The 15,411-nt window shown below is 38.6% G+C and carries 14 protein-coding genes; 9 read left to right on the forward strand and 5 right to left on the reverse strand.

Annotated features, from left to right (window positions below):
* The first annotated feature begins 513 nt into the window (after positions 1 to 513).
* Positions 514 to 948 carry a GNAT family N-acetyltransferase gene (locus tag JZO83_RS10320; RefSeq protein WP_207115685.1) on the forward strand — a complete coding sequence of 145 codons (435 nt, stop codon included), beginning with the start codon at positions 514 to 516 and terminating at the stop codon, positions 946 to 948.
* A 60-nt stretch (positions 949 to 1,008) separates the two neighbouring features.
* On the opposite strand, the gene JZO83_RS10325 is transcribed toward JZO83_RS10320, so the two are convergent.
* From JZO83_RS10325 to JZO83_RS10335, 3 genes are all read right to left on the reverse strand, one after another.
* Positions 1,009 to 2,331 carry a 2-hydroxycarboxylate transporter family protein gene (locus JZO83_RS10325; RefSeq protein WP_207115686.1) on the reverse strand — a complete coding sequence of 441 codons (1,323 nt, stop codon included), beginning with the start codon at positions 2,329 to 2,331 and terminating at the stop codon, positions 1,009 to 1,011.
* 260 nt (positions 2,332 to 2,591) lie between these two features.
* Positions 2,592 to 4,232 (reverse strand): malolactic enzyme, encoded by a 1,641-nt coding sequence (locus tag JZO83_RS10330; RefSeq protein ID WP_207115687.1) that lies wholly within the window; start codon positions 4,230 to 4,232, stop codon positions 2,592 to 2,594.
* 218 nt (positions 4,233 to 4,450) lie between these two features.
* The gene (locus JZO83_RS10335) at positions 4,451 to 5,845 is read right to left on the reverse strand and encodes a PLP-dependent aminotransferase family protein (RefSeq protein ID WP_207115688.1); all 1,395 of its coding nucleotides are present in this window, start codon (positions 5,843 to 5,845) and stop codon (positions 4,451 to 4,453) included.
* A 93-nt stretch (positions 5,846 to 5,938) separates the two neighbouring features.
* Here JZO83_RS10335 and JZO83_RS10340 point away from each other — a divergent pair, with 93 nt between their 5' ends.
* Together JZO83_RS10340 and JZO83_RS10345 are read left to right on the forward strand one after the other, a co-directional pair.
* Positions 5,939 to 6,898 (forward strand): ornithine cyclodeaminase family protein, encoded by a 960-nt coding sequence (locus JZO83_RS10340; protein ID WP_207115689.1) that lies wholly within the window; start codon positions 5,939 to 5,941, stop codon positions 6,896 to 6,898.
* Between the two features lie 7 nt (positions 6,899 to 6,905).
* Positions 6,906 to 7,688: a PhzF family phenazine biosynthesis protein gene (locus tag JZO83_RS10345; RefSeq protein ID WP_207115690.1), complete on the forward strand. Its 783-nt coding sequence runs from the start codon at positions 6,906 to 6,908 to the stop codon at positions 7,686 to 7,688.
* A 97-nt stretch (positions 7,689 to 7,785) separates the two neighbouring features.
* On the opposite strand, the gene JZO83_RS10350 is transcribed toward JZO83_RS10345, so the two are convergent.
* Together JZO83_RS10350 and JZO83_RS10355 are read right to left on the reverse strand one after the other, a co-directional pair.
* Entirely contained in the window at positions 7,786 to 8,889 is a 1,104-nt protein-coding gene (locus JZO83_RS10350; protein ID WP_207115691.1) for an alpha-hydroxy-acid oxidizing protein, read from the reverse strand.
* Between the two features lie 232 nt (positions 8,890 to 9,121).
* The gene (locus JZO83_RS10355) at positions 9,122 to 9,892 is read right to left on the reverse strand and encodes a DeoR/GlpR family DNA-binding transcription regulator (RefSeq protein ID WP_207115692.1); all 771 of its coding nucleotides are present in this window, start codon (positions 9,890 to 9,892) and stop codon (positions 9,122 to 9,124) included.
* 174 nt (positions 9,893 to 10,066) lie between these two features.
* On the opposite strand from JZO83_RS10355, the gene ulaG reads away from it, so the two are divergent.
* The 6 genes from ulaG to JZO83_RS10385 all read left to right on the forward strand — a co-directional run bounded on the left by ulaG (position 10,067) and on the right by JZO83_RS10385 (position 15,249).
* Positions 10,067 to 11,128, forward strand: coding sequence for an L-ascorbate 6-phosphate lactonase (gene ulaG / locus JZO83_RS10360; protein WP_207115693.1), 1,062 nt, complete (start codon positions 10,067 to 10,069; stop codon positions 11,126 to 11,128).
* Between the two features lie 174 nt (positions 11,129 to 11,302).
* Positions 11,303 to 11,758, forward strand: a complete 456-nt coding sequence (locus JZO83_RS10365) for a PTS sugar transporter subunit IIA (RefSeq protein ID WP_207115694.1) — start codon at positions 11,303 to 11,305, stop codon at positions 11,756 to 11,758.
* A gap of 178 nt (positions 11,759 to 11,936) precedes the next feature.
* The gene (locus JZO83_RS10370; protein ID WP_207115695.1) at positions 11,937 to 13,427 is read left to right on the forward strand and encodes a PTS ascorbate transporter subunit IIC; all 1,491 of its coding nucleotides are present in this window, start codon (positions 11,937 to 11,939) and stop codon (positions 13,425 to 13,427) included.
* A 15-nt stretch (positions 13,428 to 13,442) separates the two neighbouring features.
* On the forward strand, positions 13,443 to 13,754 hold the full coding sequence (locus JZO83_RS10375) for a PTS sugar transporter subunit IIB (RefSeq protein ID WP_206853458.1): 312 nt from the start codon (positions 13,443 to 13,445) through the stop codon (positions 13,752 to 13,754).
* On the forward strand, positions 13,755 to 14,396 hold the full coding sequence (locus JZO83_RS10380) for a 3-keto-L-gulonate-6-phosphate decarboxylase UlaD (protein ID WP_207115696.1): 642 nt from the start codon (positions 13,755 to 13,757) through the stop codon (positions 14,394 to 14,396).
* 1 nt (position 14,397) lies between these two features.
* Positions 14,398 to 15,249, forward strand: coding sequence for an L-ribulose-5-phosphate 3-epimerase (locus JZO83_RS10385; protein WP_207115697.1), 852 nt, complete (start codon positions 14,398 to 14,400; stop codon positions 15,247 to 15,249).
* The last annotated feature ends 162 nt before the right edge of the window (positions 15,250 to 15,411 follow it).

The following is a 15,411-nucleotide window of genomic DNA, read 5'->3' on the forward strand; positions in this document are numbered from 1 at the left end:
CTTTATAGGAACATTTGATATCTAATCTCCATTATTAACTGACAATAATATTATGAAAAATTTTATTCTTACTACAATTAACATTTGAGATAAAATAAAAAACCAACTATCATATTTGATAGTTGGCCTTACTCATGTATCCTAGCACTCTTTCTCATGCACGCATAAGTGTGGAGCGGCAGCATTACCTGCTCTTTCTTCACAAACTATACTATAGATTTTTTTACAAAAAGTCAATCAGTTGATAGAAAATCGTGAACATATATTTCAATTGCCAATTTTTTTGATACCATTCTTCATGTCTAAGTGAGCGTTTCAATAATTGAATTCCTTCCCTTTTTCGTAAAAATACTATATTTTCGGGTACGTAAGTTTTAAATAATGAGAATAAACATATTGCATCATGAATTTTTTTAAAACCTACTTGAGAATGAATCAAATACTATTTCCATAGAAAAAAACATACTATCCTTAGCTCAGTACATAAAACACAACAAAGAAAGGAAGGATCAAATGATTAGAACTGCTCGTTTGGAAGATGCAGAAGCGATAAATCAGCTTAATAAGGAAGAATTAGGGTATGAAATAGCTCTGGTGGAAACGACGAAACAATTGAAGAATATCTTAGCTCAACCAGAAATGTATGTCATTGAAGTTTATGAAGAAGATAGTACAAGGAAAGTATTAGGATATGTACATGCGCAGAAGTACGAAACGTTGCTAAGTCCAACGATGTTCAATATTTTAGCATTAGCGGTTTCTTCAAACGTCCGAAATCAAGGGATTGGTAGGCAATTGATGGAGAGGATAGAAAAGCAAGGAAAAGAGCGAGGCTATTATGGTGTACGTCTAAATTCTGGCGAACATCGAAAAGAAGCACATCATTTTTACGAGTGTATCGGCTATCATTCAACAAAATGGCAAAAACATTTTCTCAAAGAATGTTGAATCGTGCGATATAAAAAAACTTCCCGACTACTGATCGAGAAGTTTTTTTATTCATGAGAATCAAGAGAATAGTTGCATCAAAAATCCTGAAATAATCAAGACGATTGCACCGCCTAAACGATTACCCATTTGGGCAAAAGCAATCAATTCCATACGATTTGCTGCGGATAAAACAGCAACATTTCCTGTTCCTCCCATTGAATTGTTACATAACCCTGCTGTGATCGTTGATTCGATTGGATAAAGTCCGAATAGCCGACCAACAAAAGCAGAAACGAGTGAGATGACGATGACACTTGTTAAGCAAAGGACGACGAATTGCCATGTAAGAGCAGAAGCTAAAACATTTAAGTTCAATAAGGCAATCCCGATACCTGCTAAGACAGCTGCCGTTAAGTTTTTAACGATCAAGTTGTTGAACATGATGGCTGCATCTTCATAATATTCAGGAAGAATATTGGTGATTTTACAAATTACTACGATGATGATCATAAAAGCATACGCATGAACTTTTGGTACAAAGAAATTACAGATTTGTCCAAGGATAAAGAAGGTGATCGAAACCATTAGACCAACACCTAATTGTGGGATAGAAGGTTTCACGTCGCGTGGTTTTCCGTCGCCTAGATCTCCTTTTTCCATTAGCTTGCCGTTCCCGTTCAATTTTGGCATAGATTGTCCGGCACGAGCAACTAAAGCGGCACCGATGATGGCTAGCACATTTGTCATTGCTGTGGCAGGGATCAAACGTGAGATAATAGCAGAAGCATCTGTTCCTAAGACGTTTGCATAGATCGTTGATAGTGGAACAGCACCAGCACCTACACCGCCAGCCATTGCGGGTAAAGAGATGTACAATACTGAATTTGCAAAGCCATTCCCAATCAACATTCCGACTAGACCAACAGCAAAAAATGATACTACCATGGAAATAAGTGCAACAGGAATAAAACGGACGGAAGCTTTCATCAATAATTTACGATTCATGCCTAGAATACTTCCGGTAATCAATGCAGCGATATAAAAATCTAAAAAGCCCATGTTGTTGACAAAGTTTTCAGTTGATTTCACTACATAATCAGGCAAAATACCAAATGTGGCAATTGCTGCGGAAGCAAAGATCGCAAATACAGAGCCACCACCTAAATAACTTTTAACGATGGGGATCTTTGTGCCGATAAAATGGAATAGATTCCCAAAAATGACGAGTACGGCAATAGGACCGATCATGTTCGTTGGCAATTTACCTAATGCCATCGCAACAATCAAGACGAGAACCATGATCAAATAGAGCGGTAAGCTGACGCCACTGATCTTTGTGTCCCAAAAGCTTTCTTTTTTTGTTTTAGTGACTGTAGCAGTCGCTTTTTGTTGATGTAACATCCTTACAGATCCTTTCTTTGATTAACGAGAATTGCAAATACTTATAAAATCGCTTGCTTCTAGTCGCTAATCATTTTCAATAGTTTACGGCAGAAAACACCCCTTGGATCTATTCGTTGAGAAATCGTTGGTTTTCCTATTTTCTCGTTTCGTACAGATCCAAGGCTTTGATGTATGCCGTATTTGCTACTTCAACTTTTTTGATTAGAAATGTTTGTGTAGCAAATAGTTATGAAAGAGTAGTTAGCAGATCAAGCGAGTTAAGCTTCTAGATCTTGATATTCAGGTACCCATTTTGCTGCTTCGACAGTTGCTTTGATGTCTGTGATTTCTTCACGGTTCAATTGTTGATCAACGACTGATTGAGCGACTGTTTCAGCAATCGTTTGTGAAAATTCAGTGATTCTTGCAACAGGAGGCAAAATAGCTGCGCCTGGTTTTGTGACATCGACGATCCCGCCTAATGCACGACTTGCTTGTGAGATGATTTCAGCGTTGACACGAGTAGCGGTTGAAGCAATCAAGCCTAGTCCTAATCCTGGATACATCAATGCGTTATTTGCTTGTCCAATTTGGTAAGTCACTCCATTGTATTCTACATCATCGGCAGGGATACCTGTTCCGACTAATGCTTTTCCATCTGTCCATTCAATCAAATCTTTTGCTTTTGCTTCTGCAAGTTTTGTTGGATTAGACAAAGGCATGATGATTGGTCGTGGTGTATGACTTGCCATTTCTTTGACGATTTCTTCGGTGAATGCTCCAGGTTGAGTAGATGTACCGATCATAATTGTTGGATGAATCGCTTTGACCACTGCTTCTAGATTTGTTAATTCTTCACTGTTGGCAAATTCAGAACGTTGACGTGCAAAAGGAATTTGTCCAGGAGTCAAGCCTTCAGTATCTTCGAATAATAGCCCTTGTTTGTCCACTTGGTAGAAGTGCTTACGTGCTTCTGTTTCGGGTACACCTTGGCGGATCATTTCGTCTAATAAGATATTAGCAATACCGACACCAGCAGTTCCGGCACCAAATGTTAGAATCGTTTGATCTTTCAAAGATTCACCAGAAATATTCAATCCACCTAATACTCCGGCTAGTACGACAATACCTGTTCCTTGGATATCATCATTGAATGTTGTGATTTTATTTTCATATTTTTCTAAGATCGTTGCGGCATTGCCACGACCAAAGTCTTCCCAGTGTAGCAATAATTCAGGGAATAATTCTGTAGCAGATGAAACGAATTGGTCGATGAATTCATAATAAGAATCTCCTTCGACACGAGCATGTTTGTTTCCTAAGTATAATGGATTATTTAGTAACTCTTCGTTATTTGTCCCAGCATCGATCGATACAGGTAATACTTGCGCTGGATTGATACCAGCAGCTGCGGTATAAACCATCAATTTTCCGATGGCGATGTCAACACCGTTAACGCCCCAGTCACCCATACCAAGGATTCCTTCTGCATCAGTAACAACGATCAAACGGATATCACGACCGTCTGCGGCATTTTTTAAGCTTTCTTTGATCAATTCTGGTTCATCGATTGAAAGAAATGCAGCATCTTGTGGTTTTAAGAAAATTTCATTGTATTGTTCGATCGCATCTGCAACAACTGGATCATATACTACAGGCATGAATTCGACTAAATGTTGGCCCATCAATTTATAGAACAATGTACGATTAGTATTGAATAAGTTCATTAAGAAAATACGTTTTTCTAAATCAGTTTGTTTACTTAAATATTGTCCATATGCTTGAACCGATTGTTGTTCTAATGTTTGGACAGTACTTGGAAGCATGCCAGCAATCCCATATTTTTTACGTTCTTCTTTTGTAAAAGCAGTTCCTTTATTTAGAAATGGATTATTTAATAAGTTTAACCCTGTGATCATAAGTAATTCCTCCTAAGTTTTAATACATACGAAGTATAGGATTCACTACTGACTATAGTCAAAATAGGTAGTTATGATAAATTTTATTTATATGACAAAAGAAAAAAGGTGTCTGAGACAAAAGTAAAATTCACTTTTGTCTCGACCTCCTTTGATGTGGTTCTGATCGGGAGTAAATAAAAAGAGTCAGTTGAATTATGTTGGCTTTATGGAAGCAGTCACCGTTGGAAGTGAATGATTTCTTTTTTGACGATCTCAAGCCCTTTTGTTAAAACTTCCAAAGGATTAGAGGATAAAGCAATTCGAATGAAAGGATCATCTTGTGGATGTGTCGTAAAGCGATGCGAATGATAAACACGAACCCCTTTATTTAAGAAAGCTTGTTCGATCGCTCGTGGAGATAGGTCATCACGAACAGCGATAGGCCGATAAAAAGGAAGTGGATTGGTCGGACGAGGCAAGTTGAAAAATGTATCGAATGTTTCGTTTGCTTGCTTTGTGTAATTGGCTTTTTTTTCAAGTATTTTCTGTGCGGTTTCTGAACATAAGATTTGAGTGATGATCTCAGCCTCTAAGCTAGAGGTTTTGACATTGATATTGAAAATCGCTTGTTGGATCTTTTCTTTATATTTTTCAGGAAATACTAGAAAAGCGACACGCAATCCTGCACATATATACTTTGTCATTCCTGCAAGATAAATGGTTTGTTCGGGGAGTAATTGCTGGAATGAAGGAAGTAATGTCTTTTGATTGTAAGTGGTCATAAAAGAATGGATATCGTCTTCGATCACGATCAATTGTTCTTTCAAGATCACTTCTTTTAATTGTAGCCTGCGTTCTTCTGACAATTGAAAACCAATAGGATTATTACATGAAGGCATCAGAAAAATACCATGGATCTTCTTTTTCCGGCATTCTTGTTCAAGTAATTCGGGCAGCATGCCATTATCATCAAAATCGATTGGCACGATTTCCATATGATAAAGTTGAGCAAGCTCAATGAAATTCGAGTAAGTATAGCGATCAACTGCCAAACGATCTCCAGGAGAGAACAAAGCAGCGAGAGTGACTGCCAAGCCATTTTGAACGCCTGAGACAATGGCGATCTGTTCATTTGAGGTGTAGACGCTTTGTGTTTCCAACCAATTTTTGGCAATCGTCAATTGATAATTCGTACCTAAAGGCTCACGATAGCTAAGCAGCCCGCTGATCCCGTGGTTTTGTGAGGCTGCTTGGATAAATGGAGTAATCATTTCGTTGCATTGTTCAAAAGAACTAACTAAACCAAAATCAATGATATGATCGGGCACTTGGTCGGAAGAAATCGTGATCGATGTGAACGCATTTGGCGATACGAATGTGCCACTTCCGATGTTCGTATAGAGTAATCCTTTTTCTAATCCTAACTTGTAGGCTTGTCCCACCGTTGTAAAATTGATGTCTAAAAAGTCAGCGAGCTCTCTTTGGGAAGGTAACCTTGTATTTTTCTGTAATTTATTTGATAAGATATCAGTCTCTAATTGCGTGATGAGTGATTGATAGATTGGGCGATGTAATTTTGTTTTATCTGGACGCCAAGTCAGTGGATAGTTCTCATAAGAATTGATTGACATGCTCGTTCCTTCTTTCAAAAATTGTATTCCATACAATTATATCATTGAATGTATTGTTTTTGAGGACTAGGATAAAGAAAAAGGAGATGGAACATGAAAATAATCAATAGTAATGAAGTAACCACTCAGTTGAGTTTTATAGAAGCAATCAAAGTGATGGAACAGTGTTTTAAAGATTTTCAAGCAGGAACGATTTCTCAAGAAAAACGAATGGTCCAACAATTACCCGATGGAGAGAATCATAATGTATTTGCTATGATGCCTGCTTATTTAGGAAAGAATCGTTACTTTGGTTCCAAAATCATCACAGCTTTTCCAAATAACCACAAACAAAATTTGCCTTCTCACTTAGGAGAGGTTTTACTCTTTGATTCAAAAAACGGACAACCCGTTGCGATGGTCAATGCAAACGCCGTAACTTGGATACGAACAGCGGCAGTTTCAGCTTTAGCTACGAAATTTTTAGCAAAGAAATCAGCAAATGCGCTGACATTGATCGGAGCTGGGCAACAAGCGGCTTCACATCTAGCGGCTATTACTTGTGTTCGAGCAATTCAGCGTGTGTTTGTCTATGATTTAGATGAAACGAGACGCAAACAATTTATTTTACAGTACCAAGAAGATTACCCTGAACTAACTTTTATTGAGTGTTCAAAACTAGAGGAAGCCACGAAAGAAACAGATATTATCTGTACATTGACCCCAAGTAAAACGCCAATTTTGTCAAGAAAGAATATTCAACCAGGTACCCATATCAATGCGATCGGGACATTCACTCCCGATACACGTGAGTTAGCCAGTGATTTGATGGCGTTTGGTCAATTATATGTAGATGATTATCAAGCAATAAAAAGGGAAAGTGGCGATTACTTGATTCCCTTAGCAGAAGGTGTATTGACTGAAACAGCGATTCTCGGATCGTTAGGTGAATTAGTTATTCATCAGAAAAATGGTCGTACAGACGAACAAAGTATTACGATATTTGATGCTGTGGGCTTAGCAGTAGAAGATTTATGTTGTGCCGAATACATTTATGAAAAAATAAAGGAGTAGTTTTGAAATGAATTTATCTTATTATGTAGTTGATGCCTTCACAAATGAGGTTTTCAAAGGAAATCCTGCGGCGGTATATGTCTTGGATAAGTGGTTATCAGATGAGACCATGCAAAAAATCGCAATTGAAAATAATCTATCTGAGACCGCTTTTACTGTAAAAAAAGGGAAGAGTTATGAATTGCGCTGGTTTACTCCGGATCGTGAAATTGATCTATGTGGCCATGCGACCTTAGCAACCGCGTTTGTCTTATTCAATTTCTATGGCATCACTGAATCCACGATTTCATTTTCCACACAAAGTGGTGAGTTATTTGTGACGAAGAAAGAGGAAAGATATGCGATGGATTTTCCAAGTATTCTACCGCAACCAATCGCTATATTACCAGAATATGAGCAAGCAATCGGTGTAAAAATACTAGAGGCGTATCTTGCTAGAGACTTATTTTTTGTTTTAGAAGATGAAGAAACCGTGGCAAATCTGTCACCTGATTATACTGCAATGACCCAATTGCAAGCAGGAGTTGGGGTAATTGTTACCGCCGAGGGTAAGAATGAAGATTTTGTTTCTAGAACATTTTTCCCAAAACTAACGATCAATGAAGACCCAGTATGTGGTTCAGCACATGCCAACTTGATTCCTTATTGGGCAAAAAAACTTGGAAAAGATCAATTCATTGCGCAACAGCTTTCTCCACGAGGAGGGTATTTGACGTGTCAGTGGTTGGGTGACCGAGTGATGATCAGTGGAGAAGCGACCTTATTTGCAAGAGGGGAAGCATATATCTAGAGAATTCGAGAAATGGCTAGCTAAGTAAAAAATCTCATTATTATAGAAACAACTCCAACGTCAAAAGACATTGGAGTTGTTTTTTTGATTCTTCGGTTTAGTGGAAACGATTTTCACGTAATGTCACATTTTTGATGTCCTCTACTGTTTGAGTTCCCGCAAGTTGCATGACCATTTCGAGTTCTTTCTTGAAGAAGTCGAATACTTGGTGGATGCCTGTACTTCCTCCAAGGGCTAAACCGTAGATAGCAGGACGGCCGATAGCAACTAGATTAGCACCAGAAGCGATTGCTTTAAAGACATGCTGACCACGTCGAATACCGCTATCGAAAACGATCGGCACACGTTTATCAACTGCTTCTGCTACATATTTTAAGGAATCAAAAGAGGCTGGAACACCATCTAATTGACGTCCACCATGATTGGATACCCAGATGCCATTTGCACCGGCATCTAAAGAACGAAAAACGTCGTCTTCTGATTGGACACCTTTCACATAAACTGGTAAGTCAGAATGGGTAGTGATAAACTCAATATCTTTTGGACTTAACTTTTGTTTGGAAGATTTATATACAGCATCCATCGTTTGGCCAACGCCTGATTGATAGGCTTGAACGATCGGCATTGGTAAAGGGAAGGTGAAGCCATTCCGCAAATCAGTTTCCCGATTTCCGCCAACCGTAGCATCAGCGGTCAAGACGATGGCTTTTGCGCCATTACGTTTTGCCATCTCTAAAATATCGAGATTGATGGCATCATCTTTACTCATGTAAAACTGAAACCATTGCGGTGCATCTGGTCCACCAGCTTCACGAATGTCTTCCAACGTACAGGAAGCGTAAGAACTCGCTGTATAAATCGTATGGAAATCTGCCACTCCTTTAGCTGAAGCCTTTTCTGCTTGTGTATGAGCTAAGCCATGAGCGGCAATAGGAGCCATGATGATTGGTGCAGTTAGTGTTTCTTGGTCAAAGTAGGTAGTTGTATCTGGTATTTCTACATCTTTTAAAACATGAGGAATAATCAATTGATGATTGAATGATTGCACATTTTCTTGATACGTATATAAATCACCAGCACCGCTACTGATATAGCCGAATCCACCAGTAGGAATCACTTGTGCCGCAGCCATTTCTAAATCTTCTGTGTTAATAAAATTAATCTGACCTTCTTGTGAGCCAGCTTGATAAATTTTTTCCATAAAACAATCCTTCTTTCCGAATATCGATCAATTAAAAATGTTTTGTCAGCGTTTACATTTTTATGCTACACCTTGTTTTTAAAACAGGCAAATAATCTGTTTTATTTTATTCTTATTTATTGAATAACTATTGCTTTAGATGAGTCTATGGGCGTTTAAAATACTTAAAATAAAAAATTGATTTTAATGGATTCTGTTTTTTATCTGTTGACTATTTTGTGAAATTTTTCTTTTATGACAAACTGACTCGAATAACAGTGACACCTAATTGTTCGATTTTTTTTGCAAGTTTGGGCGAACAGTATTGATCAGTGATCAAATAATCAAATGCTGAGATATCAGCAATCTTAAATTGCGCAGTTTGTCCAATCTTGCGATGGTCTGCAACGAGGATGCGGCACTTGATACTTTTTTTGATCATCCATTCGTTGATTTTAGATTCATTCAATATTTTTGTTGTAACCCCATTATTCAAGTCTATTCCACTACAACCGATGATACAGGCATCGGCATTCATATCGGCTAATGTTCGAGCGGCAATATCACCCACCAACACTTCTTTAGGTACGCGCAGTTCACCACCAGTGAGGATATAACTATAATTGCCTGGTCTAACAGAGGAAACAACTTTCAAATTATTCGTAACAATCGTGACGTGGTTTGATTCCAGATAATCCAAGGTAGCTAAGGCAGTGGAGCTTGAGTTGATAAAGACGGTGGCATAATCCCCAATATACTGACTGGCATAACGAGCAATCTGATGTTTGATCCTTGTTGGGCCTGAAAGATCAAAATTCATTTGATTGTCATAGTTGAAAAGACAGTGACCGTGTTCACGTATGATTTCATTTTTCTCTTCTAATAATGTTAGATCACGACGGATCGTGCTCAGTGATACCTGGAGTTTTTCAGCTAGTTCAATCGTCGTCATCTGTTCACGTCCTTGTAGTAGATCAAGAATTTCATTCCGTCTTTTTTCAATCATCAACCGAGAATTTTTCATAGCATTCCTTCCTTTTCTATTGTGTTTTTTTCTATATGACTGATTATAGCTAAACGAGCATAAAAAAATTTGAAACAATCACATAAAGTAATAACAGTCATATAAAGCTATTCCAATCGTTATGATAGCGCTCTATTATTTATGTATACCGAACATAAAAGGGGGAAATGGCGCATGGATGTGACAGAAGTAACAAAAGAAAGTTGGCTACTGTCGACTTTCCCAGAATGGGGAACTTACCTGAACGAAGAAATCGAAATGGAACAAGTAAAAGAAAAAAGCGTATCTATATGGTGGTTAGGGTGTACAGGTATTTGGTTGAAGACACATGAAGGCACGAATATCCTTTGTGACTTATGGTGTGGGACAGGAAAACGAACACATGGGAATGGACAAATGAAAAAAGGGCACCAAATGATGCGGATGAGCGGCACGGAAAAGATGCAACCGAATTTACGTACGCAACCTTTCGTGATCGATCCTTTTGAAATCAAAGACGTGGATGCTTTAGTCGTGACGCATATCCATTCTGATCATTTAGATATCCACACTGCCGCAGCTGTTCATCAAAATTGCCCAAAAGCAAAATTTATCGGACCCAAAGCAGTGGTAGAAACATGGCTTTCTTGGGGGATACCGAAAGAAAAGACAGATGTAGTCAAACCTGGTGATGTAGTCAGGATCAATGAAGTAGAGATCGTTGCGCTAGAAGCGTTTGATCGGACAGCTTTGATCACACATGATGATCCTGATGTCCGACTAAAAGAGCAGTTTCCTCAAGATATGGATACGATCGCTGTCAATTATCTGTTCAAAACTTCTGGCGGTTCAATCTATCATGCCGGAGACTCTCATTATTCCAATCTCTTTGCAAAACATGGGAATGAACATCAAATCGATGTTTGTTTAGGTGCATATGGAGAAAATCCGCGAGGTATCACAGATAAGATGACTGCCAGTGATTTATTGAGGATGGCAGAATCGCTAAGAGCTCAAGTAGTGATCCCAGTCCATTATGATATTTGGTCAAATTTTATGGCTGATCCTAGCGAGATCACTCAATTATGGCGAATGAAAAAAGATCGATTAGCTTATCAGTTTTCTCCTTATATTTGGCAAGTGGGGGGGAAGTATACGTATCCAGATAACAAACAAGATCTAGCATTCAATTTTGATCGTGGTTTCCATGATGTCTTCACCCAAGAAAATGATACGCCATTTCCATCATTTTTATAGTAAATCGAGCACTATATTTTTTAAAAAATCAGCAAAATCGAGATTTTTTCTCGATGAAAAAAAATGAGAGGAGGAAGAACGTATCAAAGTCAGTGATTGCAAGACAAAGGCTTCACGTAATGTGAACACATTATTGTCGCATAGTTTAAAAACTGCTTGATACAGTTTGTGGAGATGTTGAGATATTTCTATGAAAATGGATTAGTCAATTATGTAGAAACGGAGATCAATGATTGGCGAATAGCAATTGAGGAGAGTGGTCGTCTCTTATTAGAAAAAGGCATCGTTGCTCCTACCTATATTGAAGAAATGATTCGTTGTGTCGAAGAATATGGTACATATATCCTGATTGCTCCTCATGTGGCGATGCCTCATGCCATGCAAGGGAACTCGAATGTATTCGATACAGCGATTGCATTTACCAAAATGAAAGTGCCAGTTTCTTTTGAAGATGACTCAAAGTCTGCCAGTCTATTTTTCACTTTAGCAGCAAAAGAACCAGAGCAGCATCTGAGTAACATCCAATCATTATCGGAATTGCTGATGCAAGAAGGATTGATCCAAGCTCTACTTGCATCAGAATCGTTGGAAGATTACCAAGTAGTCATGGAAGAATATGACCAAACATAAGTAGAAGTAGCCCATTGCTTGTTGCATATGACTGATGGGAAAGCTTTAGTCTAACATGAAAATTTATAAACTAAAATAGGATGTAAGGGAGGGAATCCGTCCAACTGAAAACCTACTCGCTAAAAAAATAAGTCAACGTTTTTGGAGGATTTAGGATGGTTTTCGGTAACGGGAAAATATGGGAGATATCTTTATGGAGATATGGACGTATTTTGCGACAAACATATTGACGCAGCCAGCTTACTTGATCGGTTCGATCGTTTTATTAGGGTATATACTCCTTGGTCGACCACTATATGAATGTTTAGCTGGTTTTTTGAAAGCTACTGTAGGCTATCTGATCTTAGCTGTTGGATCAGGAGGTTTAGTGAATAATTTTCGCCCGATCTTGGTTGGTTTAAAGGATCGATTCAACCTTGAAGCGATGGTGACCGATCCATACTTTGGTCAAAATGCTGTAGATGCGGGATTGATGGAAACGTTCGGGCGAACATTCAGTGATGTAATGATTTTATTATTGATTGCATTTGTGTTGAATATCCTGCTAGTTCGTTTCCAAAAATATACAAAACTTCGAGCTGTATTTACGACCGGTAATGTCCAAATCCAGCAAGCAGCGACAGCGTTTTGGATTTTACTTTTCTGTTTTCCTGAGTTAGGGAGAGTAGAAGTATTAGTATTTATGGGTATTATTTTAGGTTGTTACTGGGCAGTTGCTTCTAATTTGACTGTTGGTGTGACGCAAGAACTAACCGATGGGGCTGGTTTTGCAATTGCTCATCAACAGATGTTTGGGGTGTATATCTTTTCTACGCTAGCAAAATGGTGGCAAAAAAATAGTCGTAAAAAATCGGGGAATAGAAAAGCCGATAAAAAACTGGAAGATATGGAACTTCCTGGTTTCTTATCGATCTTCAATGAGAATATGGTAGCGACTTCTTTATTGATGTTGTTTTTCTTTGGCATCATATTGTTGGTACTAGGACAAGAGTACCTGATCGAATCAGAGTTTATGGTGCAAGGACAAAGTTTCCTTTTCTATATCCTGACAACTTCTTTGAATTTTGCTGTATATTTAGCGATTTTGCAACTTGGGGTACGGACTTTCGTGGATGAATTGACACAATCTTTCCAAGGGATTTCGAATACTATTTTACCAGGTGCAGTGCCAGGGATCGATGTTGCTGCGACTTTTGGCTTTGGGTCACCAAATGCTGTAACGATAGGATTTTTATTTGGGGCATTAGGTCAATTCTTAATGATCATTTTATTGATCTTATTCCGATCACCAACGATCGTGATCGCTGGGTTCATTCCATTATTTTTTGACAATGCGGTAATAGCTGTGTTTTCTAACAATCGTGGGGGCTTTAAAGCGGCATGCTTGTTCCCATTCTTATCAGGATTGATCCAAGTCGGTGGTTCTGCTCTGTTTGCAACATGGATCGGGTTATCTCGCTATGGTGGCTATATTGGGATGTTTGACTGGGCGAGTGCTTGGCCAGCATTTACTGTATTGATGAAATTTTTAGGGTATGCAGGAGTCGTACTAGTCGTTATTGGTCTGTTGCTTATTCCTCAACTGCAATATCGAAAAAATCCAGAAGGGTATTTTTTGATCGTCGAGGATTATCAAAAATATAAAGAGAATTTTGGAGAAAACAATTGATTGGAGGAGATTTGATTGAGAATTTTAGTTTCATGTGCGAATGGCTCGGGTACAAGTTTAATGATGATGCGTAGTGTAGAAAAAGCAATGAGAGAACTAAATATTACAATTACCAAAATTCATCATTGTCCGATTTCTGAAGGGAAAAGCTCTGCGAGTCAGTATGATGTCGTATTTACACCACTTAATTTTATGCCGATGTTTATACAAGCAATCGAGCGAGGCGTGACAGTTGTTGGGATCAAAAATGTCATGTCACCAACGGAAATCTGCGAGAAATTCAAGGAAACAGAATTATACAATGAATGGCAATCAAAGGAGAAATAAATGAAACGACCAAAATTACAAATCGCTTTAGATCATAACAAATTAGCCTCTGCTTTAGCAGATGTCAAAAGGATCGGAGAAATCGTTGATGTGATCGAAGTAGGGACGATCCTTTGTCTCCAAGAAGGCAAGAAGCCGATCGAATGTATCCGAGAGATGTTTCCAGAAAAAACAATCGTTGCAGATACGAAATGTGCCGATGCTGGAGAAACGGTAGCTGAGAATGTAGCAAAAGCTGGAGCTGATTTCATGACAGTGATCTGTTGTGCCTCATTGCCCACCATGCGAGCTGCGCAAAAGAAAGTCAAAGAACTTCAAGTTGAATTATACGGGGAGTGGACGCTAGAGCAAGCCAGACAATGGCGAGAGATCGGGATTTCTCAAGTAGTCTATCATCAAAGTCGAGATGCTTTGTTAGCGGGTGAAGTTTGGGGAGAAAAAGATTTAAAGCTAGTTCAACAGTTGATCGATTTAGGTTTTGACGTGTCTGTGACTGGAGGGCTTTCGATTTCAACTTTAGCGTTGTTCCAAGGGATGCCGATCTTTCACTTTATTGTTGGTAGGGGATTGACGGCAAGTGCAGATCCTGTTAATCAAGCTCAGGCATTCCAAGCAGAAATCAAACGTTTATGGGGAGAATGAGATGGTGAGGATCGGGATATACGAAAAGGCGTTGCCTAGTAACTGGACATGGAAAGAGCGGCTAGATGCAGTCAAAAACTTAGGGTTTGATTTTCTGGAAATGTCAATCGATGAAAGCGATGAACGATTGGCACGTTTGGATTGGTCGGATGAACAAATCATTCGGTTAAAACAAGCGATCGACGCTTCGGGTATCTCTATCCACTCCCTTTGTTTGAGTGGCCACCGGCGTTTTCCTTTTGGTTCAGCGGATAGAGACAAACAAGCACAAGCATTGGCCATGATGAAAAAGGCGATAAAACTTGCGTATCGGTTAGGTATCAGGATCATACAAGTAGCCGGATATGATGTTTACTATGAGGAGAAATCAATCGAAACAAGGGAGGCTTTTATTAGAGGGATGCGTGCTAGTATCAAAGAGGCAGCACAGTATGGGATCATTTTGTCCGTCGAGATCATGGATGACCCATTCATGAATTCGATACGTAAATTTATGTACTTAAAAAAACAAATCCCATCCCCTTATTTACAAGTATATCCTGATTTAGGAAATTTATCTGCATGGCCTGAAAATGATGTTTCTGTTGAACTTGAACAAGGTATCGAGTATATCACTTCGATCCATTTAAAAGATACGCAACCAGTAACTACTAATAGTCACGGCAAGTTTCGAGAAGTGGTTTTCGGGCAAGGCTGTGTTGATTTTACTGGTGTGCTTCAAACGTTGAAACGCTTGAACTACGAGGGAACTTTCTTGATCGAAATGTGGAGCGGTGCGGATCACGATTATGAACAGCAAATTTTAGAGGCGAAGAACTATCTATTGCCGAAATTAAAAGAAGCTGGCTTTTAATTGTAAAAAAACACACAGATTTTTATTTTGTAGAGCCAAACGAACGATAATATTGTTTTTGAGCAGATTACTCCTCTAAAAATTTATCAAGTGATAAGATATGTTTATCACTTGATAAATTTTTAGGAGGTATTTTTATGTTTTTAGCACTACATGCAATTT

Origin of the sequence: Enterococcus sp. DIV1298c, from assembly GCF_017316315.1 — a bacterium.
In the GTDB taxonomy this organism is placed as follows: domain Bacteria; phylum Bacillota; class Bacilli; order Lactobacillales; family Enterococcaceae; genus Enterococcus_B; species Enterococcus_B mangumiae.

Bases quoted from the DNA above. Each gene is read 5' to 3' on its own strand.
- ulaG (WP_207115693.1), top strand. From the start codon at position 10,067: ATGGATGTGACAGAAGTAACAAAAGAAAGTTGGCTACTGTCGACTTTC.
- JZO83_RS10380 (WP_207115696.1), top strand. From the start codon at position 13,755: ATGAAACGACCAAAATTACAAATCGCTTTAGATCATAACAAATTAGCC.
- JZO83_RS10330 (WP_207115687.1), bottom strand. From the start codon at position 4,232: ATGATCACAGGGTTAAACTTATTAAATAATCCATTTCTAAATAAAGGA.
- JZO83_RS10335 (WP_207115688.1), bottom strand. From the start codon at position 5,845: ATGTCAATCAATTCTTATGAGAACTATCCACTGACTTGGCGTCCAGAT.
- JZO83_RS10365 (WP_207115694.1), top strand. From the start codon at position 11,303: ATGTTGAGATATTTCTATGAAAATGGATTAGTCAATTATGTAGAAACG.
- JZO83_RS10350 (WP_207115691.1), bottom strand. From the start codon at position 8,889: ATGGAAAAAATTTATCAAGCTGGCTCACAAGAAGGTCAGATTAATTTT.
- JZO83_RS10340 (WP_207115689.1), top strand. From the start codon at position 5,939: ATGAAAATAATCAATAGTAATGAAGTAACCACTCAGTTGAGTTTTATA.
- JZO83_RS10355 (WP_207115692.1), bottom strand. From the start codon at position 9,892: ATGAAAAATTCTCGGTTGATGATTGAAAAAAGACGGAATGAAATTCTT.
- JZO83_RS10370 (WP_207115695.1), top strand. From the start codon at position 11,937: ATGGGAGATATCTTTATGGAGATATGGACGTATTTTGCGACAAACATA.
- JZO83_RS10320 (WP_207115685.1), top strand. From the start codon at position 514: ATGATTAGAACTGCTCGTTTGGAAGATGCAGAAGCGATAAATCAGCTT.
- JZO83_RS10325 (WP_207115686.1), bottom strand. From the start codon at position 2,331: ATGTTACATCAACAAAAAGCGACTGCTACAGTCACTAAAACAAAAAAA.
- JZO83_RS10385 (WP_207115697.1), top strand. From the start codon at position 14,398: ATGGTGAGGATCGGGATATACGAAAAGGCGTTGCCTAGTAACTGGACA.
- JZO83_RS10345 (WP_207115690.1), top strand. From the start codon at position 6,906: ATGAATTTATCTTATTATGTAGTTGATGCCTTCACAAATGAGGTTTTC.